This is a genomic window from Cellulomonas humilata (assembly GCF_013359775.1).
GTDB classification, from domain to species: domain Bacteria; phylum Actinomycetota; class Actinomycetes; order Actinomycetales; family Cellulomonadaceae; genus Cellulomonas; species Cellulomonas humilata.
Map to the genome: position 1 here is coordinate 80,090 of NZ_JABMCI010000041.1, position 23,751 is coordinate 103,840.

The following is a 23,751-nucleotide window of genomic DNA, read 5'->3' on the forward strand; positions in this document are numbered from 1 at the left end:
CGGATCTGGGGATGGCCTCCCGGGCGCGTGGGGCTGGGGGCGGCTCGCCCTCGTGTGGGCGTCGGCCACTAGGCTCGCGGCGACCCGCACGGAACCCCACGACGACGCCCGGAGCAGCATGGACGAGGATCCGACGCAGGATGACCGCCTGCGCGAGGCCGCGTTCTTCGACCTCGACAAGACGATCATCGCGACGTCGTCGGCCACCGCGTTCTCCCGACCGTTCCTCGCCGAGGGTCTGCTCACCCGCCGGTCGGTCGTGCGTACCGCGTACGCGCAGCTGCTCTACCAGCTCGGCGGCGCCGACGAGGACCAGACGGAGCGCCTGCGCGCGCAGCTGTCCCGCATGGTCGCCGGCTGGGACGTGTCGCAGGTGTCGGCGATCGTCGCCGAGACGCTGCACGAGTCCATCGACCCCACCGTGTACGCGGAGGCGGTCGCGCTGATCGCGGAGCACCACGCCGCGGACCGGGACGTGGTGGTGGTGTCGGCGTCGGGCGCCGAGGTGGTCGAGCCGATCGCGGCGATCCTCGGGGCGGACCACGTCATCGCCACGCGGATGAACGTCGCCGACGGGCGGTACACCGGCGAGATCGACTTCTACGCCTACGGCGAGAACAAGGCGTTGGCCATCCGCGAGCTCGCCGAGGCGCAGGGCTACGACCTCGACGCCAGCTACGCGTACTCCGACTCCATCACCGACGCTCCGATGCTCGGCACGGTCGGCCACGCGTTCGCCGTGAACCCCGACCGCGCGCTGCGCAGGCTCGCGGTCGAGCGCGGCTGGGGGGCCCTCTCGTTCGTCCGGCCCGTTCCCCTGTTCCCGCGCCGCGCCCGCATCGTCACGGCGGGAGCGGTCACCCTCGTCGTGGTCGCCGCGGTCGTCACGGCCCTCGCGATCCGTCGGAGCCGTCGACGCCGCTGAGTCCGCATCGCGGACCAGCGTCCCAGCATCCGGCGCCCCCGGACGGGTGGCCTGCACCGTCGTCGCCCCGGCTGTCGCGGATCCGGCAAGTGGGGTACCAAAGGACCACAACTGCATGACCGCGAGGGCACCCACGCGCAGGAGAGCCCACCTATGGGCAGGTCGACCGGGCTGGTCCCGTCGCGACCGACACCGGTGCACGCCTGATCACCCTCACGGTCGGCTGTTGGCGACGGCGCCCCCAGGGGCGCCGTCGTTCGTCAGCCCAGAGACCCCGCCAGCACCGCGTCGGCCACGCCACGCGCCTCGGTGACCCCACGCACGACCGCCTCCCCGTATCCACGCACCCAGGCCGCGACCCCGTCCGGCGTCCCCGTCGCGAAGCCGGCAGCGCCCCCGAGGTACGGGTTGAGCGCGGCCGCCCAGGCGGACTCGGCAACCACGGACCCGGTCGGGTCCAGACCCCGCGCGGTGAGCAGCAGCCGCGCGACGGCCCGCGTGACCAGCCCGTTCGCCGCGAGGAACGGGCGCAGCGCCAGCAGCTCGCCGTGCACGACCGCGCCGACCACCAGGGCCGGGACCGTCGTGGTCCGCACGGTCCGGTCGAGCAGGTCGATCCGCGCGGCCAGCTCGTCGCCGACCGGCGCGGACCCCAGGCCGGTGAGGTCCTGCGCCGGCTCGTCGACCCGCAGCCGGCCGACGTCGGGCTCCTCCAGCCATCCGCCTGTGGCCGCGGTGTGCACGCGGGCGAGCACCTGGCGCAGCGGCGGGAGGGCGGCCGACCCGCTGGTCCCGAGCGCGGGCATCCACCGCTCCACCAGGACCGTGGCCCGCAGCGCACCGACGACGACGGGATCGGAGCCCCCACCGGTCGCGACCTCGCGGACCAGCGACAACGGCACCCGCACGCCCTCGATCTCGCACGACGCCCGCGTGGCCCGCAGGCCCGCCTCGGCCCGGACCTCCCGCCAGCGACGCCGGTACGCCTCGTGCCAGCGCAGCTCCTCGCAGGCGATCCGGGCGCGCTCGACCGCCTCGGTGACTCCGGGCAGGTCGAGCAGCGGGGCCAGGGGGTCGGTCACGCGGTCACCCTACGAGCGCCGGACGGGCCACAATGGCCGGATGGTCTCACCGAGCGTCTCGTCGTCCATCACCGCTCGCCTCGAGGTGCAGGCCCGACCGACCGCCGTCAGCGAGCTGACCACGGCGATCGAGAAGGCCGGCGGCATCGTCACCGCCCTGGACGTCACGGCGTCCGGCCACGAGCAGATGACCGTCGACGTCACCTGCGCGACGCGCGGCGAGCAGCACGCGGCAGACATCGTCGAGGCCCTCAAGGGCCTGCACGGGGTGGTCGTCGAGCGCGTCAGCGACCGCACGTTCCTCATGCACATCGGCGGCAAGCTCTCGATCGAGTCCAAGGTGCCGCTGCGCAACCGCGACGACCTGTCGATGGCGTACACCCCGGGGGTCGCGCGCGTCTGCGAGGCGATCGCCGCCCACCCTGAGGACGCCCGCCGCCTGACCATCAAGCGCAACACGATCGCGGTGGTCACGGACGGCACCGCGGTGCTGGGGCTCGGCAACATCGGGCCGCTGGCCAGCCTGCCGGTCATGGAGGGCAAGGCGGTCCTGTTCAAGCGGTTCGCGGGGATCGACGCGTTCCCCATCGCACTGGACACCACGGACGTGGACCAGATCGTCGAGACCATCTGCGCGATCGCGCCCGTGTTCGCGGGGATCAACCTCGAGGACATCTCCGCGCCCCGCTGCTTCGAGATCGAGCGCCGGCTGCGCGAGCGCCTCGACATCCCGGTGTTCCACGACGACCAGCACGGCACCGCCATCGTCGTCGTCGCGGCGCTGACCAACGCGCTCAAGGTGGTGGGCAAGGACCTGGCCGCCGTGCGGATCGTGCTCTCGGGTGCGGGCGCCGCGGGGACCGCGGTACTCAAGCTGCTGCTGGCGGCGGGGGCCAAGGACGTCGTGGTCGCGGACATCGAGGGCGTCGTCCGCGCCGACCGCCCGGGCCTGGACGAGTCGCTGTTCTGGACCGCGTCCATGACCAACCCGCGCGGCATCTCGGGCAGCATCCCGGACGCGCTCCGGGACGCCGACGTGTTCATCGGCGTCTCCGCCCCGGACGTCATCACAGGCGACGACGTCGCGACGATGGCCCCGGACTCCATCGTGTTCGCGCTCGCCAACCCCCGCCCGGAGGTGGACCCGGACGATGCGGCGCAGCACGCGGCCGTCGTCGGCACCGGCCGCTCCGACTTCGCCAACCAGATCAACAACGTGCTCGCGTTCCCGGGGGTCTTCCGCGGGCTGCTCGACGCGCAGTCACACCGGATCACCAGCAACATGCTGCTCGCGGCGGCGTACGCGCTGGCCTCGGTGGTCACGGACGACGAGCTCAACCCGACGTACATCGTGCCCAGCGTGTTCAACCCCGAGGTCACCACCGTCGTCGCGGCCGCCGTGACCAAGGCCGCGCACGAGACCGTCTCGGTCTAGACCCGCCGCGCGAGCGACTCGGCCGCGCGCTGGGTTGCCCGGACCAGGCCGTCGGGCACGGCCCCGTCCTCGAACGTCACGGCCAGCCCGGCGATCGGATGCCCGGTGCGGTCCCGCACGGCGGCCGCGACGGAGGCGAACCCGCTGGTCACGTCGCCGTGCTCCGACGCCCACCCGACGCGGCGGACCTCCGTGAGGATCGTGCGCAGCTCCGACAGCCGACGCGGGCCCACGCCGGTGCGGTCGACGAACGCCTCACGGTCGGGGAACAGGGCGCGCACCTGCGCCGGGGGAAGTGCCGCGAGGATCGCCCGGCCGCTGGCGGTCAGGTGCGCCGGCAGCCGCACGCCGACGTCGGTCACCAGGGCGGGCCGGCCGGCCGCGCGCTCCTCCACCACGTAGACGACGTCTCGCCCGTGCAGGACGGCCAGGTGCGCGCTCTGCCCCACCTGGTCGACGAGCCGCGCGAGCACCGGCCGCGCCGCGCGGGCCAGCGGCGCCTGCCGGGAGTAGGCGGAGCCCAGCTCGAACGCGCTCAGTCCCAGGCCGTAGCGGCGCTCCTCGGGGAGGTGGACGACGAACCCGTGCTCGGTGAGGACGGCGAGCAGGTGGTACGTGGTCGACCGCGGGAGGCCGAGTGCCGTGGCCAGCGCCGCGGCGGGCAGCGGTCCCGTCCGGGACAGGTGCGCCAGCAGGCGCAGGGTGGCGTCGGCGGCGGGCACGTCGCTCATGACCATCCTCCTGTCTGGTATCCCAGACGGTATCGGCGACGCGCACCTACGCAACGAACCGCCCCGCGCGGTGTCATGAGTCATGAGCGACCATCCCCCCGTCGTCGTCGGCACCGGTCCGGTCTCGATCGCCGACGTCGTCGCCGTCGCCCGGCACGGGGCGGGCGTCCGGCTGTCCGACGAGGCCCTGGGCGCGATCGCGCGGGGCCGCGCGGTCGTCGACGAGCTCGCCGCCGACACCCGCCCGCACTACGGCATCTCCACCGGCTTCGGCGCGCTGGCCACCCTGTCCATCCCGGCCGACAAGCGCCTGGACCTCCAGCGCAGCCTGGTCCGCTCGCACGCGGCCAGCACCGGCCCGGAGGTCGAGCGGGAGGTGGTCCGCGCGCTCATGCTGCTGCGCCTCTCGACGCTGGCCACCGGCCACACCGGCGTCCGGCCGGAGACCGCGAGCGCGTACGCGGCGATGCTCGACGCGGGGATCACCCCGGTGGTCCGCGAGTACGGCTCGCTCGGCTGCTCCGGGGACCTGGCGCCGCTGGCGCACTGCGCGCTGGCCCTGATGGGCGAGGGCGAGGTCCGAGACGCCACCGGGAGGCTCGTCGAGGAAGCACGCACCGGTCACACGCTCGTCGAGGAAGCACGCACCGGTCACACGCTCGTCGAGAAGGAGGGTCTGGCCCTCATCAACGGCACGGACGGCATGCTCGGCATGCTGGCCCTCGCGCTGCACGACCTCGACGTCCTGCTCGACACGGCGGACGTCGCGGCCGCGATGAGCGTCGAGTCCCTGCTCGGCACCGACGCGGTGTTCGCCGCCGACCTCCAGGGCCTGCGGCCCCACCCCGGACAGGCGGTGTCGGCGGCGAACATCCGCGCGGTGCTGCGCGGCTCCGGGATCATGGCCAGCCACAAGACGCCCGAGTGCACCCGGGTGCAGGACGCCTACTCGCTGCGGTGCGCGCCGCAGGTGCACGGTGCCGCGCGGGACACCGTCGCGCACGCGCGGACCGTGGCGGAGCGGGAGCTGGCGGCCGCGATCGACAACCCGGTGATCACCGACGACGGCCGCGTCGAGTCCAACGGCAACTTCCACGGCGCGCCGATCGGGTACGTGCTGGACTTCCTGGCGATCGCCGTCGCGGACGTCGCGAGCATGTCCGAGCGCCGCACCGACCGGTTCCTCGACGTCTCGCGCAACCACGGCCTGCCCGCGTTCCTCGCGCACGACCCCGGGGTCGACTCCGGCCTGATGATCGCCCAGTACACCGCCGCGGGGCTGGTCAGCGAGCTCAAGCGGCTGGCGGTGCCGGCCAGCGTCGACTCGATCCCGTCGTCGGCCATGCAGGAGGACCACGTGTCCATGGGCTGGCACGCGGCGCGCAAGCTGCGCCGGTCGATCGACGCCCTGACGCGGGTGCTCGGCATCGAGGTGCTGACCGCCGCGCGAGCGCTGGACCTGCGGGCGCCCCTGGCTCCGTCGCCGATCACCGGAGCCGTGCGGGACCTGCTGCGCGCCGCCGGGATCCCCGGCCCCGGCCCGGACACCTACCTCTCCCCGGACCTCGAGACGGCGGCAGACGCCGTTCGCGAAGGACAGATCGCCGCACAGCTAGGAGCTCGCTCATGACCGCCGGCCCCCGCCCCGTCCGCGCCCCGCGCGGCAGCACGCTGACCGCCCGCAGCTGGCAGACCGAGGCGCCGCTGCGCATGCTCATGAACAACCTCGACCCGGAGGTGGCCGAGCGCCCTGACGACCTGGTCGTCTACGGCGGCACCGGCAAGGCCGCCCGGTCGTGGGACGCGTACGACGCCATCGTGCGGACGCTGACCACGCTCGGCGACGACGAGACGCTGCTGGTCCAGTCGGGCAAGCCGGTCGGCGTGCTCACGACGCACGAGTGGGCGCCGCGCGTGCTGATCGCCAACTCGAACCTCGTCGGCGACTGGGCGACCTGGCCGGAGTTCCGCCGGCTCGAGCTGCTCGGGCTGACCATGTACGGGCAGATGACCGCGGGGTCGTGGATCTACATCGGCACGCAGGGGATCCTGCAGGGCACGTACGAGACGCTCGCGGCGGTCGCGGCATCCCGCTTCGGGGGCACCCTCGCCGGCACGCTGACCGTGACCGGTGGCTGCGGCGGGATGGGCGGCGCGCAGCCGCTGGCGGTGACGCTCAACGGGGGCGCGTGCCTGATCGTCGACGTCGACGGCGACCGGTTGCAGCGGCGCGTCCGCGACCGGTACCTGGACCGGGTGGCGACGAGCCTCGACGAGGCGATCGCCCTGGTCACCGAGGCCCGCAGCGAGAAGCGCGCACTGTCCGTCGGGGTCGTCGGCAACTGCGCGACGGTGCTGCCCGAGCTGCTGCGCCGCGGGGTCGAGGTCGACGTGGTCACCGACCAGACGTCCGCGCACGACCCGCTCAGCTACCTCCCGGTCGGTGTGGAGGTGGCCGACTGGGCGTCCTACGCCGCTGCCAAGCCCGACGAGTTCACCGAGCGGGCGCGCGAGTCCATGGCCCGGCACGTCGAGGCGATGGTCGGGTTCCTGGACGCCGGCGCCGAGGTGTTCGACTACGGCAACTCCATCCGCGACGAGGCCCGGCAGGGCGGCTACGAGCGGGCGTTCGACTTCCCCGGGTTCGTCCCCGCGTACATCCGTCCCCTGTTCGCCGAGGGCAGGGGGCCGTTCCGCTGGGCCGCGCTGTCCGGCGACCCGCGGGACATCGCGGTGACCGACCAGGCCGTCCTCGACCTGTTCCCGGAGAACGACCACCTGCACCGCTGGATCCGCGCCGCGCAGGACCGCGTCGCGTTCCAGGGGCTGCCCGCGCGCATCTGCTGGCTCGGGCACGGCGAGCGCGACCGCGCGGGGCTGCGGTTCAACGAGCTCGTCGCGTCCGGGGAGGTGAGCGCTCCCCTGGTCATCGGACGTGACCACCTCGACGCCGGCTCGGTCGCGTCCCCGTACCGGGAGACCGAGGGCATGGCCGACGGCTCGGACGCGATCGCCGACTGGCCGCTGCTCAACGCGCTGGTCGCGGCGTCATCGGGGGCCACCTGGGTGTCGATCCACCACGGCGGCGGCGTCGGCATGGGCCGCTCGATCCACGCCGGGCAGGTGTCCGTGGCCGACGGCACCGAGCTGGCCGCACGCAAGCTGGCACGGGTGCTCTCCAACGACCCGGCGATGGGCGTGCTGCGGCACGTCGACGCCGGGTACCCGCGGGCCGACGAGGTGGCGACGGCGAACGGCCTGCGCGTGCCGATGCGGGAGGACTCGTGACGTTCGCCGGCACGTGGTCGGAACTGGCGCCCGTCGGGCGGGCCACCGACGGCGGCTACCGCCGGTTCGCCTGGACGCGCGAGGACCACACGCTGCGCGAGTGGTTCGCCGGCTCGGCGGCCGCGCGCGGGCTCGACCTGGTCACCGACCGCGCCGGGAACCAGTGGGCGTGGTGGGGCGACCCCGACGCGACCCCGGGGGTCGTCACCGGCAGCCACCTCGACTCGGTGCCGGGCGGCGGGGCGTTCGACGGGCCGCTCGGGGTGGTCAGCGGCTTCGCCGCCCTGGACCTGCTGCGGGAGCGCGGCGTCACGCCCGCACGGCCGCTCGGCATCGTGAACTTCGTCGATGAGGAGGGCGCCCGGTTCGGCGTCGCCTGCGCCGGCTCCCGCCTGATCACGGGTGTGCTCGACGCCGACCGGGCCCGTGCGCTGAGGGACGCGGACGGCGTGACGATGGCGGACGCCCTGACGGCCGCCGGCCGCGACCCCGCGGAGCTCGGTCCCGACGCGCAGGCGCTGCGGCGGATCTCCGCCTTCGTCGAGCTGCACGTCGAGCAGGGCCGCGCCCTCGTGCACACCGGCGACGCGGTCGGCGTCGGCCGGATGATCTGGCCGCACGGCCGCTGGCGCGTGGAGCTGCGCGGCGAGGCCAACCACGCCGGCACCACCCCGCTGGCCGACCGGCGCGACCCGATGCTCGACCTCGCGGCCCTGATCGCGCAGGTCCGGCGGGCTGCCGAGGACGCCGGCGCGCTGGCCACCGTCGGGAAGCTGCGGGTGGACCCGAACGGCGTGAACGCGATCCCGTCGCAGGTGACCGCGTGGCTCGACGTCCGCGCGTCGGAGGAGACCGCGGTCCGCGCGGTCCTCGCGTCGCTGGCCGCGTACGCGCCGCAGGAGGAGTCCTGGACCCCGGTCACCGTGCTCGACGCCGACCTCGCGGACGTGGTCGCGGGCGCGCTGGACGACCCACCGCGCCTGGGCACCGGCGCGGGCCACGACGCCGGCATCCTCGCGGCCGCGGGCATCCCCACGGCGATGCTCTTCGTCCGCAACCCGTCCGGCATCTCGCACGCCCCCGCGGAGGACGCCGACGAGGCCGACTGCCTCGCGGGCATCGACGCGCTGGCCGCGGTCCTGGGACGGTTGCTGACGTGACCACGTACTGGGCGGCACACGCGTGGCTCCCGGACGGCCTGGCCGATGACGTCCGGATCACGGCAGCCGACGGACGGATCGTGGCCGTCGACCGGGGACCCGCGAGCCCGGACGACCAGCGCCTGCCCGGCGTCGTCCTGCCCGGGTTCGCCAACACGCACTCCCACGCGTTCCACCGCGCGCTCCGGGGCCGCACGCACGACGACGGCGGCACGTTCTGGACGTGGCGGGACCGCATGTACGCGCTCGCCGAGGCACTGACCCCGGACACGTACCTGGACCTCGCCCGCGCCACCTACGCCGAGATGGTGCTCGCCGGTGTCACGGCGGTCGGCGAGTTCCACTACCTGCACCACGCCCCCGGCGGCACCCCGTACGACGACCCGAACGTCATGGCCGAGGCCCTGCGCACCGCCGCGCGCGAGGCCGGTCTACGGATCACCCTGCTGGACACCGCGTACCTGACCGGCGGGATCGACGCGCCCCTGGAGGGTGCCCAGCGACGGTTCGGCGACCACGACGCCGACGCCTGGGCCGCCCGCGTCGCCGCGATCCGCCCGGACGACACCCTCACGGTCGGCGCGGCGATCCACTCGGTCCGCGCGGTCCCCCTGGACGACCTCCCCCGGATCGCCGGGCACGCCACCGGCCGCCCGCTGCACGTGCACCTCTCCGAGCAGCGCCTCGAGAACGAGCAGGCGCTGGCCACGTTCGGCGCCACCCCCACCCGGGTGCTCGAGGACGCGGGCGCGCTCGGCCCCCGCACCACCGCGGTGCACGCCGTCCACGTGACACCGGAGGACGTCGCGATCCTCGGCTCCACGCGGACCGGGATCTGCCTGTGCCCGTCCACCGAGCAGGATCTCGGCGACGGGATCGCGCCCGGCGCCCTCCTGCAGTCGGCGGGCGCGCGCCTGAGCGTCGGCAGCGACCAGCACGTGCGCACCGACCTGCTGGCGGAGGCGCGGTCGGTCGAGATGCACGAGCGCCTGGCCGAGGAGTCCCGCGGGGTCCTGGCCCCCGCCGACCTGCTCGCCCTGCTGACGACCGGGGGCCACGCGAGCCTCGGCGACCCGACGGGCGGCAGGATCGCGGTCGGCGCCCCGGCCGACCTCGTGGCGGTCCGCACCGACACCCCCCGCACGGCCGGTGCGGACCCCGCGCAGCTCGTGCTCGTCGCCGGCAGCGCCGACGTGGACACCGTGGTGGTCGGAGGCGTCGTGCGGGTCGAGGGCGGCCGGCACGTCCTGGGCGACGTCGGGGCCATGCTGGGCTCGGCGGTCCGCGCCGCGTGGGAGGAGACCCGATGACGTCGCACCTGGTCACCGGCATCGGGGAGCTGACCACGCACGACGACCGGTTCGGCGGTCCGCTGCTCGACGCCGCCCTCGTCGCGCAGGACGGCCTGGTCGCGTGGGTCGGGCCGGCCGCGGACGCCCCCGCCGCCGACACCCGCACCGACCTCGCCGGCGCCGCGGTGGTCCCCGGCTTCGTCGACTCGCACACGCACCTGGTCTTCGGCGGCGACCGGTCGGCGGAGTTCGAGGCCCGCATGGCCGGAACGGTCTACACGGGCGGCGGCATCGCGACCACCGTCGCGGCCACCCGGGCGTCGTCCGACGAGGTCCTGCGCGACCGCCTCGCCGCGCTGGTCAGGGAGGCCCGCAGTCAGGGCACCACCACCCTGGAGATCAAGAGCGGGTACGGGCTCGACGTCGAGAACGAGGTGCGGCTGCTCCGCCTGGCCCGCGAGGTCACCCCCGAGACCACGTTCCTGGGGGCGCACGTCGTCCCCGCGGACGTGGACCGCGCCGACTACCTTGCCCTGGTCACCGGCCCGATGCTCGAGGCCTGCGCGCCGTACGCCCGGTGGGCCGACGTGTTCTGCGAGCCGGCCAGCCCGCTCGCGTTCGACGGCGACGAGGCGCGCGCGGTGCTCGTCGCCGCGCGGGCCGCGGGACTGGGCCTGCGCGTGCACGCCAGCCAGCTGGCGCCCGGCCCCGGGGTGCACCTCGCGGTCGAGCTCGGCGCCGCCAGCGTCGACCACTGCACCTACCTGTCGAACTCCGACGTCGCGGCCCTGGCCGGCTCCGGCACGGTCGCCACCCTGCTGCCCGGCGTCGAGTTCTCGACCCGCTCGCCCTACCCCGACGCCCGCCGCATCATCGAGGCGGGTGTCGAGGTCGCGCTGGCCAGCGACTGCAACCCCGGCACGTGCTACTCCACGTCGATGCCTCTGATGATCGCGCTGGCCGTCCGCGAGATGCGGATGACCGTCGAGGAGGCGGTCCGGGCTGCGACGCTCGGCGGCGCCCACGCGCTGCGTCGCGACGACGTCGGCCACCTGCGCCTCGGGGCGCGGGCGGACCTGGCCGTGCTCGACGCCCCCAGCTACCGGCACCTCGCCTACCGGCCGGGGGTGCCGATCGCGCGGGCGCTGACCCTCTAGGCCCAGGTGGCGCGGCGGTACTGCGGCTGCCACGCCTCGACGTCCTGGACGCCGAGCTCGTGCGCCGCGCGCAGCGGCCAGGACGGGTCGCGCAGCCCCTCACGTCCGAGCAGGACGGCGTCGGCGGACCCGTCGGCCAGCACCGCCTCGGCCTGCGCCGGGTCCGTCAGGAGACCGACCGCGGCGACGGGCAGCCCGGACGTCTCGCGCACCTCGCGCGCGGCGGGCACCTGGTACCCCGGGCCGACCGGGATGGACGCGGGTGCGTTGCCGCCGGTGGACACGTCCACCAGGTCGACGCCGTGGCCGCCGAGCTCCTTGGCCACCTGGGCCACCTCGTCGACCGTGAGCCCGCCCTCGACCCAGTCGGTCGCGGACAGCCGGACGAACAGCGGCTTGTCGTCGGGCCAGGCCGCGCGCACGGCGTCGGCGGTCTCCACGAGCAGCCGGGCGCGGTTCTCCAGCGAGCCGCCGTACTCGTCGTCGCGGTCGTTGGACAGCGGCGAGAGGAACTGGTGCAGCAGGTAGCCGTGCGCCGCGTGCAGCTCGACCACGTCGAAGCCGGCGTCGTCGGCCCGGCGAGCGGCCTCCGCGAAGGCCGCGGGGATGCGGGCGATCTCGTCGAGGGTCAGCGCGCGGGGCGTCGCGAGCCCCGGGAAGGCCGTCGCGGACGGGCCCACCGTCGCCCAGCCGCCCTGGTCCGCCGGCACCGAGCCGCGCCCGTCGGCGAACGGGGAGAACGTCGACGCCTTGCGGCCCGCGTGCGCCAGCTGCACCCCGACCAGGGTGCCGCGCTCGTGCACGAAGTCGGTGATCCGGCGCCACTCCGCGACGTGCAGGTCGTGCCACAGCCCGGTGTCCTGCGGCGAGATGCGCCCCTCCGGGACGACGGCCGTCGCCTCGGCGAGCAGGAGGCCGAACCCGCCGGACGCGCGCGCGCCCAGGTGCACCAGGTGCCAGTCGTTCGGGCTGCCGTCGACGGCCGAGTACTGGCACATCGGGGCCAGCCAGGCGCGGTTGGCGAACGTGGTGCCCCGAAGGGTGAGCGGCGAGAAGAGAAGGGTCACGTGCGGTCGCAACCGACGACGGCCGCCCTCGATTCCCCCCGGGCCCTAGGACCCCCATCACGTCGACGACGCCGCGCGACCATGGACGGGTGCTGAGCATCCCCGACGCGGTCGACGCCCAGGCGGTCGCCGCCCACCACAAGGTCGAGCTGATGACGACGCCGGGGGTGTACCTCGTGCGCACCATGCTGGCCGGCGCCTACATCGGCATCGGCGTGCTCATCATGGCCACCGCGGGCGGCCCGCTGTTCGTGGCGGCCTCACCGTTCACCCCGCTGGTGCAGGGCCTGGTGTTCGGCGTCGCGCTGACCATCGTGGTCGTGGCCGGGGGCGAGCTGGCCACCTCGGCGATGATGATCCTCACGCAGGGCGCGATCCGCGGTGCGATCGGCTGGGGACGCGCCGCCGTGGTCCTGCTGGCCTGCATGGCCGGCAACTTGGTCGGCGCCATGGTCTTCGCGTTCCTCGTGCACGTGTCCGGCGTGCTGGCCCCCGGCACGGCGGGCGGCACGGTCCTGGCCAGCATGGTCGAGCACAAGGCGCACGAGACGTCGGTGCAGCTGCTGGTCCGCGGGATCCTGTGCAACGTGCTGGTCTGCCTGGCCATCTGGTGCGCGGCGCGGCTGCGCAGCGAGGGCGCGAAGATCGCCGTCATCTTCGCGTGCGTCATGGTGTTCATCACGTCCGGCTTCGAGCACGTCGTCGCCAACATGACCACCTTCTCGCTCGGCCTGTACGGCAGCCTGCCGGGTGCGACCGTCGCCGAGATGGCCCGGAACATCGCCCTCGTCGGGCTCGGCAACCTGATCGGCGGCGGGATCCTGGTCGGGGCCGCGTACGCCTACGGCAGCCGCCCGGCCCGCACCCTCGAGCAGCCCGGCGTGTCCGACTCGGGCGCGCTGCACGGCGACCGGGAGCCGCTGGCAATACGGTGACTCGAACAGCGGCGCAGCCGACGCCGCCCGAGCTGGCCAGCTTCGAGGAGCACGCATGAGCACCTCCGACCCGCACCGCCCCGGCGGCGCGACCGACCGTCCCGACGAGACGGACCCCGCGATCGAGCAGACGACGCCGGGCGCCGACGACGCCCCTGCGCACGAGGTCGCCCCGACCGTCGAGACGCTCGACCCCCCGACCCCGACGGAGGCCGAGCCGGGAACGGCTGCTGAGCCGGACGCCGTCGCCGAGCCCGCCGAGCCGGCGCCCGCCGAGCCGATCGAGAAGCCCGTCGTCGAGCCGGTCGAGCCGGACGCTGCGGCCACCGAGACCCTCCCCGCCGCGGCGCGCACCACGGAGACGACCGGCCCGAGCCTCGACACTGGCCGGCACGCGGTCGTGCGACCGGCACCCACGCCCCCCGACGAGCCCACGCCGGACCCGGTCGTCACCCCGACCGCCGCCGCTGAGCGCGCCGAGCCCACCGCGACCACCACCGCCGAGCGCGCCGAGCCCACCGCGGCTCCCACCCCGGAGCCGCTGGCCCCCGAGCCCGCTCCCGTGACCGCCGCTGCGCCGGTCACGCCCGTCGCGCCCGCCGCGCCCGCCGCGCCCGCCGCATTCGCGGCACCGACGCCGGCGGCGCCCGGCGACGACGACCTGTTCCCCGACCCGAACGCCCCCCGCTCGACCTCCGTCGGCTCGCACATCCTCGGCGTCCTGGTCGGCCTGATCCTCGGTCCGATCGGCGCGGCGGTCCTGCTCATCGGCGAGGCGCAGATCCTGGACGCGCAGGTGGACGGCTGGGACGCGTCGACCGAGGTGCTCGGCATCGTGCTCGTCACCCTCGGAGTGCTGCTGCTCGGCACGGTGCTGCTGCTCGGGCTCTGGACGCCGGCCGTGCCGATCACCGCGGGCACCGTGCTCACACTCGCCGGCATCGTCTACCTGTACCTGCCGTCGATCGCGCGCGAGCAGACGCTCAACCTCCTCACGTCATCGGGCTGGCGGCTCACGGTCACGCAGGTGACGGTCGCGGGCACGTCGGGCATGGTGCTCGCGACCGGGTTCCTGCTGCTTCTGGCGGGCATCGTGATCGGCGCGGCTCGTCGCCGCGGGGTCCACCTCGGCGAGTTCCGCGAGCGCCACCGCGTCTGAGCCGGCGGCACGGGAGCGCCGCTCTCCGGCTAGAGTGCGTTCCCGGACCCCGGTCCACCTGCATCGACGTCGCTGCACAGGAGGTGGTCCTCGTGACCGACACCCCGCCCGAGTCCCACGAGCCCGGCCTCGAGAACCTGCTCACCGAGGACCGCCGGTTCCCCCCGACCCCCGAGTTCGCCGACCAGGCCAACGCCCAGCGCGGCCTGTACGCCTGGGCCAACGCGGACCGGCCCAGCTTCTGGGCGGAGCAGGCGCGTGAGCTGCTCAGCTGGGAGAAGCCGTTCGAGGAGGTCCTCGACTGGTCGAAGGCGCCGTTCGTCCGCTGGTTCGCCGACGGCACCCTGAACGCCGCGTACAACGCGGTGGACCGGCACGTCGAGGCCGGCATCGGCGACCGGGTGGCCCTGCACTTCGAGGGCGAGGACGGCACCGGCCGGTCCCTCACCTACGCCGACCTCCAGCGCGAGGTGTCCAAGGCGGCGAACGCGTTCACCGCGCTGGGCGTCGGCACGGGCGACCGCGTCGCCATCTACCTGCCGCTGATCCCCGAGGCCGTCATCACGATGCTGGCCTGCGCGCGCATCGGCGCCCCGCACTCGGTGGTGTTCGGCGGGTTCTCCGCGGAGGCGCTGAGCACCCGGATCAACGACGCGCAGGCCAAGCTGGTCGTCACCGCCGACGGCGGGTACCGGCGCGGGTCGGCCAGCGCGCTGAAGCCCGCGGTCGACGAGGCGCTGACCAAGGGCACGCCGTCCGTCGAGCACGTCCTCGTCGTGCAGCGCACCGGCCAGGACGTCGCCTGGAACGACGAGCTCGACGTGTGGTGGTCGGACGTCGTCGACACCGCCAGCGACCAGCACACCCCGGTCGCGGTCGAGGCCGAGCACCCGCTGTTCATCCTGTACACGTCGGGCACCACGGGGAAGCCGAAGGGCATCTTCCACACCACCGGCGGCTACCTCACGCAGGCGGCCTACACGCACAGGAACGTCTTCGACCTCAAGCCGGAGACCGACGTCTACTGGTGCACCGCGGACATCGGCTGGATCACGGGCCACACCTACGTCGTCTACGGCCCGCTGATCAACGGCGCGACGCAGGTCATCTACGAGGGCACACCCGACACCCCGCACCGCGGCCGCTGGTGGGAGATCATCGAGAAGTACAAGGTCTCCATCCTGTACACCGCCCCCACGGCCATCCGTACCTGCATGAAGTGGGGCGAGGAGATCCCGGGGAAGTTCGACCTGTCGAGCCTGCGGGTGCTCGGGTCGGTGGGTGAGCCCATCAACCCCGAGGCGTGGATGTGGTACCGCCGGGTGATCGGTGGCGACCGCACGCCCATCGTCGACACGTGGTGGCAGACCGAGACCGGCGGCATCATGATCAGCCCGCTGCCGGGCGTCACCGAGACCAAGCCCGGCTCCGCGCAGGTGCCGCTGCCGGGCATCGCCGCGGACGTCGTCGACGACGACGCGCAGTCGGTGCCCAACGGGTCCGGCGGCTACCTCGTGCTCACCGAGCCGTGGCCGGCCATGCTCCGCGGCATCTGGGGCGACCCGGACCGGTACGTCGACACGTACTGGTCGCGCTTCCGGGGCCTGTACTTCGCGGGCGACGGCGCCAAGAAGGACGCGGACGGCGACATCTGGCTGCTCGGCCGTGTGGACGACGTGATGAACGTGTCGGGCCACCGGCTGTCCACCACCGAGATCGAGTCGGCGCTGGTGAGCCACCCGTGGGTCGCGGAGGCCGCGGTCGTCGGTGCCGCCGACGAGACCACCGGGCAGGCGGTCGTCGCGTTCGTCATCCTGCGCGGCGACGCCGGCGGTGGCGACCAGGACGCGGACGCGGTGCAGACCGAGCTGCGCAACCACGTGGCCAAGGAGATCGGCCCGATCGCCAAGCCGCGCCAGATCCTGGTCGTCGCGGAGCTGCCCAAGACGCGGTCGGGCAAGATCATGCGCCGCCTGCTGCGGGACGTCGCGGAGAACCGGCAGGTCGGCGACGCGACGACCCTGGCGGACTCCTCGGTGATGGACCTCATCGCGCAGGGGCTGTCCGCGCCGGGAGCCAAGCAGGAGGACTGAGCCGGACGTCAGGCAACCGGGCTGACGGCCTCTGCTGCGGTGTTCGCCGGGCTCATCGCCAGTGCGATGCACCCGGCGAGCGCCGCGGCCGTGCCGACGACGGCGACGGGGTCCCATCCGTGACGGACCACGTCGCCCAGCACCACCGTGCCGACGACGCCGGGCACGACGACCTCCAGCACGGAGACCGTCGCGGCCACCGCGCCCACCGATCCGCGCTCGAGCGCCCGGAGGTAGGCGAGCGCGGCCACCACGCCGGACACGACGATGACGATCGCGAGCGGCTGGAGGACCGTGTCGAGCAGCCCGCCCGACGCATGCGCGGCGCGGGCGGCGACGGCCGCGGCCGAGTAGCCGAGCCCGGCGATCGTCGCGAGCAGGAGCGGACGACCTCGCCGGTAGGCCAGCACGAAAACCGCGGCGAGGACGCCCGCCGACACCAGCATCGTCGTCGCGAAGCCGTCGGGCGGGGCCACCGCCGGCTGGTCGCCGCCCGAGAGTGACACCGCTACCAGCGCGCTGACGACGACGACGACGGCGACCCGGTCGATCGAGCGCATCCGGGCGCCCAGCACGAGCCGCGCGAGCACGACGACGACCACGAGAGACGACGCGATGATCGCCTGCACCACGAACAGGGGCAGCCGGTCCAGGGCGACCAGCGACAGCAGCCACGCGAGGCCGTCGACGACGAACGCCCCGATGACGAGCGGCTGCGTGACCACGGCGAGCCCGGCGGCCCTGCGGGTCGCGACGGCCTGCATGATCGTGCTGACGCCGTAGCCGATGGACGCGACGACCGCCGCGAGCACCGCGAGAACGGCACTGCTCACGGCGCGGCACCGATCGAGCCGAGGAACCGACCGATCACCGGGATCTCGGTGACCCCCTCGGCGCCGGCCAGGACCAGCGCCTGTGTGGCGACGAACTCGACGGAGTCGAGGATCACGTACCGCGGCACCCAGCCGGGGTCGAACTTCTCGTTGAAGGTGCTGAGCGTGCCCATCTGCGTGCCCTGCGACAACCGCTGCAGGATCGGCCGGGCCAGCGCGTCCATGCGGGAGCCTGCGTGCGGGTCGCCCTCGAGCACCTCGCGCATCATCGCGAAGTTGAGCCCGAGGCCACGTTCTCCGCGGCTCGCGAGGTGGGTGATCGTCGCGACGATCGTGGCGTCGATGAGCCCGTTCGGCAGCCCCTCCGTGTCGGTGCGCCGCCGCATCACGTCGAGCGACCAGCCGCCGATGTCGGTCGCGGGGACCCACTGGCAGAAGGCGTCGACCCGGCCCGACGGATCCCGCGTGACCGAGAGCAGGAGGCCGGTGTCGGCCGGCTGGAACAGCCGGGAGAGCGTCATCGAGAAGCCGCGTTCGACGTCCCCCTGCCGGGACTCCTCGCTCATCGCCTCGATGCTCGCCCGGAGCTCGCCGTCGATCGTCGACGGGTCGTGGAAGGTGGTGACGTAGCCGGCGCGGTCGATCCGGTGCACCGCCTGGCGCAGCGACTTGTGAGAGCGCCCGTCGAGCGTGAACGTCGGGCAGTCGACGATGGCCTCGTCGCCCAGGTAGACCGTGCGCAGCCCGCTGGACTCGTACTCGGGGAGCCAGTCCGCCGCGGCACCGACGACGGCCACCGACCAGCCGAAGTCGTCTGCGTGGTCGAGGAACTCGGCCCAGGCCAGCACCTTCTCCTCCGGCGGACCGATCGGGTCGGGCGAGACCAGGCACACGCCGCCGCGCACCGAGTGCGCGACCACCGACTCGCCGCTGAAGAACCAGTCCTTGTCGTCGCGCAGCGCGAAGTAGTCGAGCGTCCCCCCGCCGTGCTTCTGCACCACGAGCCGCGCACGCTCCCGCTCGTCGAGATGGTCCTGCGGGCTCAACCGGTGCGGACGGCGTGGCGAGAGGAGCGACCAGAGGAGAGCCGCGAGCGACCCGACGGCCAGCAGGTACGTCACCGGCGCCAGGACCCGACCCAGACGCTCGATGTCGGCGTCGGTGGGCTCGGCGACCACGACCCAGACCACCAGCGCGACGAAGAGGAGCACGAAGGCGACGGCGGCCACCACCAGCCACCTGATCGCCGACCGGACCGCGTGCCGCGTCGGGAGCACCGGGAACGCCTCCCCACGCGTGGCGAGCCACGCCGCACACGCTGCGACGACGACGGCCGACAGGACGTCCGGGCCCTTCGCCAGGTGCAGCGCCGCCGACAGGACGAGGGCCGCGATCGTGGCGATCCAGGCGAGGCGGTGCCCGCGCCGGAGGCCGCGCGCGGTGAGCAGCAGCACGACCGACACCAGCACGAGCGTGGGGCGGGCCGTGTGCTCGACGAGGCCGGGGACGATGTCCCGCACGAACCCCATGCGCTTCCAGAGCGGGTGCACCACCGCCGAGAGCAGCCCGAGGATCGCCAGGACGAGGACGACTCGCGAGGCGACCACCCGGACACGACCCCGGCGCCGCTGCTCCTCGATGGCCGACCGTGCGGAGCGGGACGCGAGCGCGCTGCTGGCCGTCATCGGACCAGTGTGCCCGTCGCGCCTGGCCAGCGGCAGGCTGTCAGGCTGGTCCTCGCACACCCCGGGCGAGAGGAGGAACCGATGCTCCGTGCGGAGTCCCCGCCCGGGAGCCACCTGCCCGCCGACGTCCTGCGGGAGCTGGGCGCCGGCGGGGACTGGCTCAGCTCGTGGTGGACCGTCGCCGCGCTGCTGGTGCTCGCGGCGCTGGGGGTGCTCTGGGGTCTGCGTCGGCGGGCACGGCACCGGTACGCGTGGCCGCAGTGGATCGGCTCGGTCCTCGCCGTCGCGCTGGCCCTGGGGTTCGTCGCGAACATCGTCGTCGGCTACGTGCCGAACGCCACGGCCGCCCGCGTGACCCTGGCGGGCTGGGGGGTCGGTCGCGCACCGGCGGCTGTCGAGCCCGGTGACGCGGACGTCGGCCGGGTCGAGTCCGTGCACGTGCCGGCGCCCGCCTCCGACCGGATGCCGGACGACAGCCTCACGTGGGTCTACACGCCGCCGGGCTATCCCGACGGTTCGGAGCGGTACGCCGTGGTCTACCTCGTGCACGGGACGCCCGGTGCGAGCAGCGACTGGTTCGCGGCGGGCGACGTCCCGCACGTCATGGACGTCCTGCTCGCGCACGGGCTGGTGCACCCGATGATCGTCGTCAGCGTGGACGTCAACGGCACCGGGCCGGGCGCCGCGGACACCGAGTGCCTCGACTCGACCACGGGCGGCTCGCAGGTCGAGACCTACCTGTCGGAGACGGTGATCCCCTGGGTGGACGCGGAGTACCGGACCGCGGCGGACTGGCAGCACCGGACGGTCGGCGGGTTCTCGGCCGGTGGGTTCTGCGCGCTGGACCAGGGCCTGCGCCACCCCGACCTGTACGGCACGATCCTCGCGATCGAACCGTACGGAGACCCCGGCGCTGGCGGGCGGGCGATGCTCGCTACGGACGCCGAGTGGGACGAGCACGACGTCGTCGGCTACGCGCCCACGGTCCCGCTCCCGCACGACGTCGCTCTGTTCGTCGACATCGCCGGGCTCGATTACGGGCAGCCACGGCGGGACGGCACGGCGATCGCCACGGACCTGGCGGCGCGCGGGCAGGACGTGCTCCAGCGCGAGGAGCCCGGGCAGCGGCACACGTGGACCATGGCCCGCGCCGCGCTGCCCTACGGGCTGGTGTTCGCGTCCGCACACCTGCCGTGAAGCGTTTAGGGGCATGGAGAGCGCCTCCCGGACCTGGTTGTGTGACCACGCACCCGCCCGCCGGCCGGCCGGCGGAACGGCGGGCGGGTGCATCCACGCCTCGACCGCCCCGTGCGCGCGGTCGGCAACCGCCCACGGAACGAGGACGTCCCATGAGGTCTCGCCTGTCCATGCTCTCCGGCGCCGCACTGGCCGCCGCCGTCGTCGCGCTCGGCGCGACGTCGCTGATCTCCACGGCTGCGCAGGCCGCGACGCCCCCGGGTCTGCACGTGTCCGGCACCCAGCTGGTGGAGAAGGACGGCACCCCGTTCGTCGCCCGCGGGGTCAGCCACGCCCACACCTGGTACGTCTCACAGACGCCCACCGCCATCCCCGCGATCCGTGCCGCCGGCGCCAACGCCCTGCGTGTCGTCCTGTCCGGCGGTGACCGCTGGACCAAGAACGACGCCGCCGACGTCGCGAGCATCATCAGCCAGTGCAAGGCGAACAAGCTCATCTGCATGCTCGAGAACCACGACACCACCGGCTACGGCGAGCAGAGCGGCGCGGTCACGCTCGACACCGCGGCCAACTACTGGATCAGCATCGCCTCGGCGCTCCAGGGCCAGGAGGACTACGTCCAGATCAACATCGGCAACGAGCCGTTCGGCAACAACGCGACGACCAACGCCACGTGGGCGTCCGCCAGCTCCGCCGCGATCGCCAAGCTCCGCGCGGCCGGGCTGCACCACAACATCGTGATCGACGCGCCCTCGTGGGGTCAGGACTGGGCCGGGATCATGCGCGACAACGCTGCCACCGTGGCTGCGTCCGACCCCGACAAGAACGTCCTGTTCTCCGTGCACATGTACGGCGTCTACAACAACGCGTCGACCATCAACGCCTACCTCGACGCGTTCAAGGCGAAGGGGCTGCCGCTAGTCATCGGCGAGTTCGGCAACATGCACTCCGACGGCGACCCGGACGAGGACACGATCATGTCCGAGGCCGTGAAGCGCGGCATCGGCTACTACGGCTGGTCGTGGTCGGGCAACGGCGGCGGCGTCGAGTACCTCGACATGGTGACCGGCTTCAACCCGGCGCAGCTGTCCTCGTGGGGCACGCGCATCTTCAACGGCGCCAACGGCATCAAGTCGACTGCCGCGACGGCCAAGATCTACGGCGGCGTCCAGCCGACGACGCCCGCACCGACCACCCCGGCACCCACCACGCCGGCGCCCACCACCCCCGCGCCCACCACGCCGGCGCCGACCACGCCGGCGCCGACGACCCCGGCACCGACCGGCAAGACCTGCACCGCGGCCCTCGTCGTGAGCAACACGTGGCCCGGCGGCTACCAGGCAGCCGTCACGGTCAAGGCCGGCACCGCCATGATCAGCAGCTGGAAGACCGCGTTCGCGCTGCCCTCCGGCGGCTCGGTGCAGAGCGGCTGGTCCGGCACCTACACCCAGTCCGGCACCACCGTCACCGTGTCCAACGCCGCCTGGAACGGGCTGCTCGGAGCAGGGGGCAACACCACCTACGGCTTCGTGGGCGGCGGCACCGCACCCAGCTCCACGACCGCGGTGAGCTGCACGGCCAGCTGAGCTCTCGGGTGACGGCGGAGGGCCAGGTCGCGACGACGACCCGGCCCTTCGTCACGTCCGGCCCCTGCCACCGGTGTGAAGCGTTTCGGCCGTGGAGAGCGCCTCCCCGTCCTGGTTGTGTGACCCCGGCCCCAACCGTCGGCGTCATGAAGCGCCGACACCCCTTTGCCCACGGAACGAGGAAGTCCCATGAGGTCTCGAAGGTCCCTGCTGTCCGGCGCCGTCCTGGCAGCCGCCGTCGTCGCGCTCGGCGCCACGTCGCTGTTCTCCACGGCCGCCCAGGCCGCCACACCCCCCGGCCTGCACGTGTCCGGCACCCAGCTGGTGGAGAAGGACGGCACCCCGTTCGTCGCCCGCGGCGTCAGCCATGCCCACACCTGGTACACGTCGCAGACCACCACGGCGATCCCCGCGATCCGGGCCGCCGGCGCCAACGCGCTGCGCGTCGTCCTGTCCGACGGCACCCGCTGGACCAAGAACGGCGCTGCCGACGTGGCGAACATCATCAGCCTGTGCAAGGCGAACAAGCTGATCTGCATGCTCGAGGACCACGACACCACGGGATACGGCGAAGAGGGCGCCGCCTCCAGCCTCGACACGGCCGCCAACTACTGGATCTCGCTGGCCTCCGTGCTCCAGGGCCAGGAGGACTACATCCAGATCAACATCGGCAACGAGCCGTTCGGCAACAACGACACCGCGAACACCAAGTGGGCGGGCGACACCGCCGCGGCGATCAAGAAGCTGCGCGCCGCCGGGCTGCACCACAACATCGTGGTCGACGCCCCGGCCTGGGGTCAGGACTGGAAGAACATCATGCGGGACAGCGCGGCGACCGTCGCCGCCGCCGACCCCGACGCGAACACCCTCTTCTCCATCCACATGTACGGCGTGTACAACACGGCGTCCTCGATCACCACCTACCTCGACGCGTTCAAGGCAGCCGGCCTGCCGCTGATCATCGGTGAGTTCGGCTACCGGTCCAGCTCCGCCGACGTCGACGACTCCACCGTGATGTCCGAGGCCGTCAAGCGGAACATCGGCTACTACGGCTGGTCGTGGTCGGGCAACACCGACCCGGTGCTCGACATGGTGCTCAACTACAACCCGGCCACCCTGTCGCCGTGGGGCCAGAAGGTGCTCAACGGGGTCAACGGCATCAAGTCCACCGCCGTGACGGCCAAGATCTACGGCGGTGTCCAGCCGACGACGCCCGCACCGACCACCCCGGCACCCACCACGCCGGCGCCCACCACCCCCGCGCCCACCACGCCGGCGCCGACCACCCCCGCGCCGACGACCCCGGCACCGACCGGCAAGACCTGCACCGCGGCCCTCGTGGTGAGCAACACGTGGCCCGGCGGCTACCAGGCGGCCGTCACGGTCAAGGCCGGCACCGCGATGATCAGCAGCTGGAAGACCGCGTTCGCGCTGCCCTCCGGCGGCTCGGTGCAGAGCGGCTGGTCCGGCACCTACTCCCAGTCCGGCACCACCGTCACGGTGTCGAACGCGGCCTGGAACGGGCTGCTCGGCTCCGGGGGCAGCACCACGTACGGCTTCGTCGGGAGCGGCACCGCACCGAGCGCCTCGACCACTGTGAGCTGCACAGCCACCTGAGCTCGCGGGTGACGGCGGAGGGCCGGGTCGCGACGACGGCCCGGCCCTTCGTCATGCCTACTCGGATGGGCCCGCTCTGCGGGGCTGTGGGCGGCTCGAAGGTCGGTCCTGTGGATATGTTCGTGCAGGTCAGAGCCTTGCCGGGTGTGTCCGGTTCGCGTAGAATCGTACACATGTTCGAGACGACGGTTGCGGTGGTGGAGGTGGCGGCGCGGGTGCGCGACGCCACGTCCTCCCTGGCTGTCGTGGCCCGGGACTCGCGGGCGTGGACGGGTGCGGACCGGGCGTCGGTGCTGGCGGTGGTGCGGGCCTCGGAGGCGGCGTTGGCCGAGGCGCGGGCGCACCTGCTGGTCGCGGACCGCGATGCCGGGGACAGTTTGCGGCCGGGGGACCGGTCGTTCGAGGCGGCCCACGCCCGGGTGACCCGGTCCGGTCTGGGTGAGGCGTCCCGGGTGGTGCGGCAGGCCGACGCCCTGGTCTCGATGGGCACGGTCGCGGCCGGGGTGCGG

19 protein-coding genes are annotated in these 23,751 nt (G+C 73.7%); 14 read left to right on the forward strand and 5 right to left on the reverse strand.

Annotation, left to right across the window (positions count from 1 at the left end; genetic code table 11):
- The first annotated feature begins 118 nt into the window (after positions 1–118).
- Complete coding sequence (locus tag HP550_RS02325) at positions 119–925, forward strand: HAD family hydrolase (protein WP_175345978.1); 807 nt, start codon at positions 119–121, stop codon at positions 923–925.
- A 260-nt stretch (positions 926–1,185) separates the two neighbouring features.
- Here the strand turns inward: HP550_RS02325 and HP550_RS02330 are convergent, their stop codons facing one another.
- The gene (locus tag HP550_RS02330) at positions 1,186–2,007 is read right to left on the reverse strand and encodes a Fic family protein (protein WP_175345979.1); all 822 of its coding nucleotides are present in this window, start codon (positions 2,005–2,007) and stop codon (positions 1,186–1,188) included.
- A gap of 40 nt (positions 2,008–2,047) precedes the next feature.
- Between HP550_RS02330 and HP550_RS02335 the strand changes: the two genes are divergently transcribed.
- Positions 2,048–3,442 (forward strand): NAD-dependent malic enzyme, encoded by a 1,395-nt coding sequence (locus HP550_RS02335; RefSeq protein WP_175345980.1) that lies wholly within the window; start codon positions 2,048–2,050, stop codon positions 3,440–3,442.
- Here HP550_RS02335 and HP550_RS02340 read toward each other — a convergent pair.
- A complete protein-coding gene (locus HP550_RS02340; protein WP_175345981.1) occupies positions 3,439–4,173 on the reverse strand; it encodes an IclR family transcriptional regulator in 735 nt (244 codons plus the stop codon). The two genes, HP550_RS02335 and HP550_RS02340, sit on opposite strands and share 4 nt — an antisense overlap.
- Positions 4,174–4,255: 82 nt before the next feature.
- On the opposite strand from HP550_RS02340, the gene hutH reads away from it, so the two are divergent.
- From hutH to hutI, 5 genes are read left to right on the forward strand one after another with little or no spacing between them, the layout of a single operon-like run.
- Positions 4,256–5,803 carry a histidine ammonia-lyase gene (gene hutH, locus HP550_RS02345; RefSeq protein ID WP_175345982.1) on the forward strand — a complete coding sequence of 516 codons (1,548 nt, stop codon included), beginning with the start codon at positions 4,256–4,258 and terminating at the stop codon, positions 5,801–5,803.
- On the forward strand, positions 5,800–7,461 hold the full coding sequence (hutU, locus tag HP550_RS02350; protein WP_175345983.1) for a urocanate hydratase: 1,662 nt from the start codon (positions 5,800–5,802) through the stop codon (positions 7,459–7,461). Before hutH ends, hutU begins: the two co-directional genes overlap by 4 nt.
- Positions 7,458–8,621 carry an allantoate amidohydrolase gene (locus tag HP550_RS02355; protein ID WP_175345984.1) on the forward strand — a complete coding sequence of 388 codons (1,164 nt, stop codon included), beginning with the start codon at positions 7,458–7,460 and terminating at the stop codon, positions 8,619–8,621. The genes hutU and HP550_RS02355 overlap by 4 nt, the downstream gene beginning before the upstream one ends.
- A complete protein-coding gene (locus tag HP550_RS02360) occupies positions 8,618–9,931 on the forward strand; it encodes a formimidoylglutamate deiminase (protein WP_175345985.1) in 1,314 nt (437 codons plus the stop codon). The genes HP550_RS02355 and HP550_RS02360 overlap by 4 nt, the downstream gene beginning before the upstream one ends.
- Entirely contained in the window at positions 9,928–11,070 is a 1,143-nt protein-coding gene (gene hutI, locus HP550_RS02365; RefSeq protein ID WP_175345986.1) for an imidazolonepropionase, read from the forward strand. Before HP550_RS02360 ends, hutI begins: the two co-directional genes overlap by 4 nt.
- Here the strand turns inward: hutI and HP550_RS02370 are convergent.
- Positions 11,067–12,137, reverse strand: a complete 1,071-nt coding sequence (locus HP550_RS02370) for an oxidoreductase (protein WP_175345987.1) — start codon at positions 12,135–12,137, stop codon at positions 11,067–11,069. The two genes, hutI and HP550_RS02370, sit on opposite strands and share 4 nt — an antisense overlap.
- An 89-nt stretch (positions 12,138–12,226) precedes the next feature.
- Between HP550_RS02370 and HP550_RS02375 the strand changes: the two genes are divergently transcribed.
- The 3 genes from HP550_RS02375 to acs all read left to right on the forward strand — a co-directional run bounded on the left by HP550_RS02375 (position 12,227) and on the right by acs (position 16,324).
- Positions 12,227–13,072 carry a formate/nitrite transporter family protein gene (locus HP550_RS02375; protein ID WP_175345988.1) on the forward strand — a complete coding sequence of 282 codons (846 nt, stop codon included), beginning with the start codon at positions 12,227–12,229 and terminating at the stop codon, positions 13,070–13,072.
- Between the two features lie 55 nt (positions 13,073–13,127).
- On the forward strand, positions 13,128–14,231 hold the full coding sequence (locus HP550_RS02380; protein ID WP_175345989.1) for a hypothetical protein: 1,104 nt from the start codon (positions 13,128–13,130) through the stop codon (positions 14,229–14,231).
- A gap of 92 nt (positions 14,232–14,323) precedes the next feature.
- Positions 14,324–16,324 (forward strand): acetate--CoA ligase, encoded by a 2,001-nt coding sequence (acs, locus tag HP550_RS02385; RefSeq protein WP_175345990.1) that lies wholly within the window; start codon positions 14,324–14,326, stop codon positions 16,322–16,324.
- Positions 16,325–16,332: 8 nt separating this feature from the next.
- Here acs and HP550_RS02390 read toward each other — a convergent pair whose 3' ends face one another.
- Together HP550_RS02390 and HP550_RS02395 are read right to left on the reverse strand one after the other, a co-directional pair.
- Positions 16,333–17,157, reverse strand: a complete 825-nt coding sequence (locus HP550_RS02390) for a hypothetical protein (protein ID WP_175345991.1) — start codon at positions 17,155–17,157, stop codon at positions 16,333–16,335.
- Positions 17,154–18,842, reverse strand: coding sequence for a bifunctional lysylphosphatidylglycerol flippase/synthetase MprF (locus HP550_RS02395; RefSeq protein WP_175345992.1), 1,689 nt, complete (start codon positions 18,840–18,842; stop codon positions 17,154–17,156). The genes HP550_RS02390 and HP550_RS02395 overlap by 4 nt, the downstream gene beginning before the upstream one ends.
- An 81-nt stretch (positions 18,843–18,923) precedes the next feature.
- Between HP550_RS02395 and HP550_RS02400 the strand changes: the two genes are divergently transcribed.
- From HP550_RS02400 to HP550_RS02415, 4 genes are all read left to right on the forward strand, one after another.
- Positions 18,924–20,039, forward strand: coding sequence for an alpha/beta hydrolase (locus HP550_RS02400; protein WP_175345993.1), 1,116 nt, complete (start codon positions 18,924–18,926; stop codon positions 20,037–20,039).
- A 152-nt stretch (positions 20,040–20,191) separates the two neighbouring features.
- The gene (locus tag HP550_RS02405) at positions 20,192–21,625 is read left to right on the forward strand and encodes a cellulase family glycosylhydrolase (protein ID WP_175345994.1); all 1,434 of its coding nucleotides are present in this window, start codon (positions 20,192–20,194) and stop codon (positions 21,623–21,625) included.
- Between the two features lie 189 nt (positions 21,626–21,814).
- Positions 21,815–23,242, forward strand: coding sequence for a cellulase family glycosylhydrolase (locus HP550_RS02410; RefSeq protein ID WP_175345995.1), 1,428 nt, complete (start codon positions 21,815–21,817; stop codon positions 23,240–23,242).
- Between the two features lie 173 nt (positions 23,243–23,415).
- A partial coding sequence (locus tag HP550_RS02415; RefSeq protein ID WP_175345996.1) for a hypothetical protein occupies positions 23,416–23,751 on the forward strand: 336 nt, incomplete at its 3' end.

Bases quoted from the DNA above. Each gene is read 5' to 3' on its own strand.
- HP550_RS02325 (WP_175345978.1), top strand. From the start codon at position 119: ATGGACGAGGATCCGACGCAGGATGACCGCCTGCGCGAGGCCGCGTTC.
- HP550_RS02335 (WP_175345980.1), top strand. From the start codon at position 2,048: ATGGTCTCACCGAGCGTCTCGTCGTCCATCACCGCTCGCCTCGAGGTG.
- HP550_RS02340 (WP_175345981.1), bottom strand. From the start codon at position 4,173: ATGAGCGACGTGCCCGCCGCCGACGCCACCCTGCGCCTGCTGGCGCAC.
- hutH (WP_175345982.1), top strand. From the start codon at position 4,256: ATGAGCGACCATCCCCCCGTCGTCGTCGGCACCGGTCCGGTCTCGATC.
- hutU (WP_175345983.1), top strand. From the start codon at position 5,800: ATGACCGCCGGCCCCCGCCCCGTCCGCGCCCCGCGCGGCAGCACGCTG.
- hutI (WP_175345986.1), top strand. From the start codon at position 9,928: ATGACGTCGCACCTGGTCACCGGCATCGGGGAGCTGACCACGCACGAC.
- HP550_RS02380 (WP_175345989.1), top strand. From the start codon at position 13,128: ATGAGCACCTCCGACCCGCACCGCCCCGGCGGCGCGACCGACCGTCCC.
- HP550_RS02395 (WP_175345992.1), bottom strand. From the start codon at position 18,842: ATGACGGCCAGCAGCGCGCTCGCGTCCCGCTCCGCACGGTCGGCCATC.
- HP550_RS02400 (WP_175345993.1), top strand. From the start codon at position 18,924: ATGCTCCGTGCGGAGTCCCCGCCCGGGAGCCACCTGCCCGCCGACGTC.
- HP550_RS02405 (WP_175345994.1), top strand. From the start codon at position 20,192: ATGAGGTCTCGCCTGTCCATGCTCTCCGGCGCCGCACTGGCCGCCGCC.
- HP550_RS02410 (WP_175345995.1), top strand. From the start codon at position 21,815: ATGAGGTCTCGAAGGTCCCTGCTGTCCGGCGCCGTCCTGGCAGCCGCC.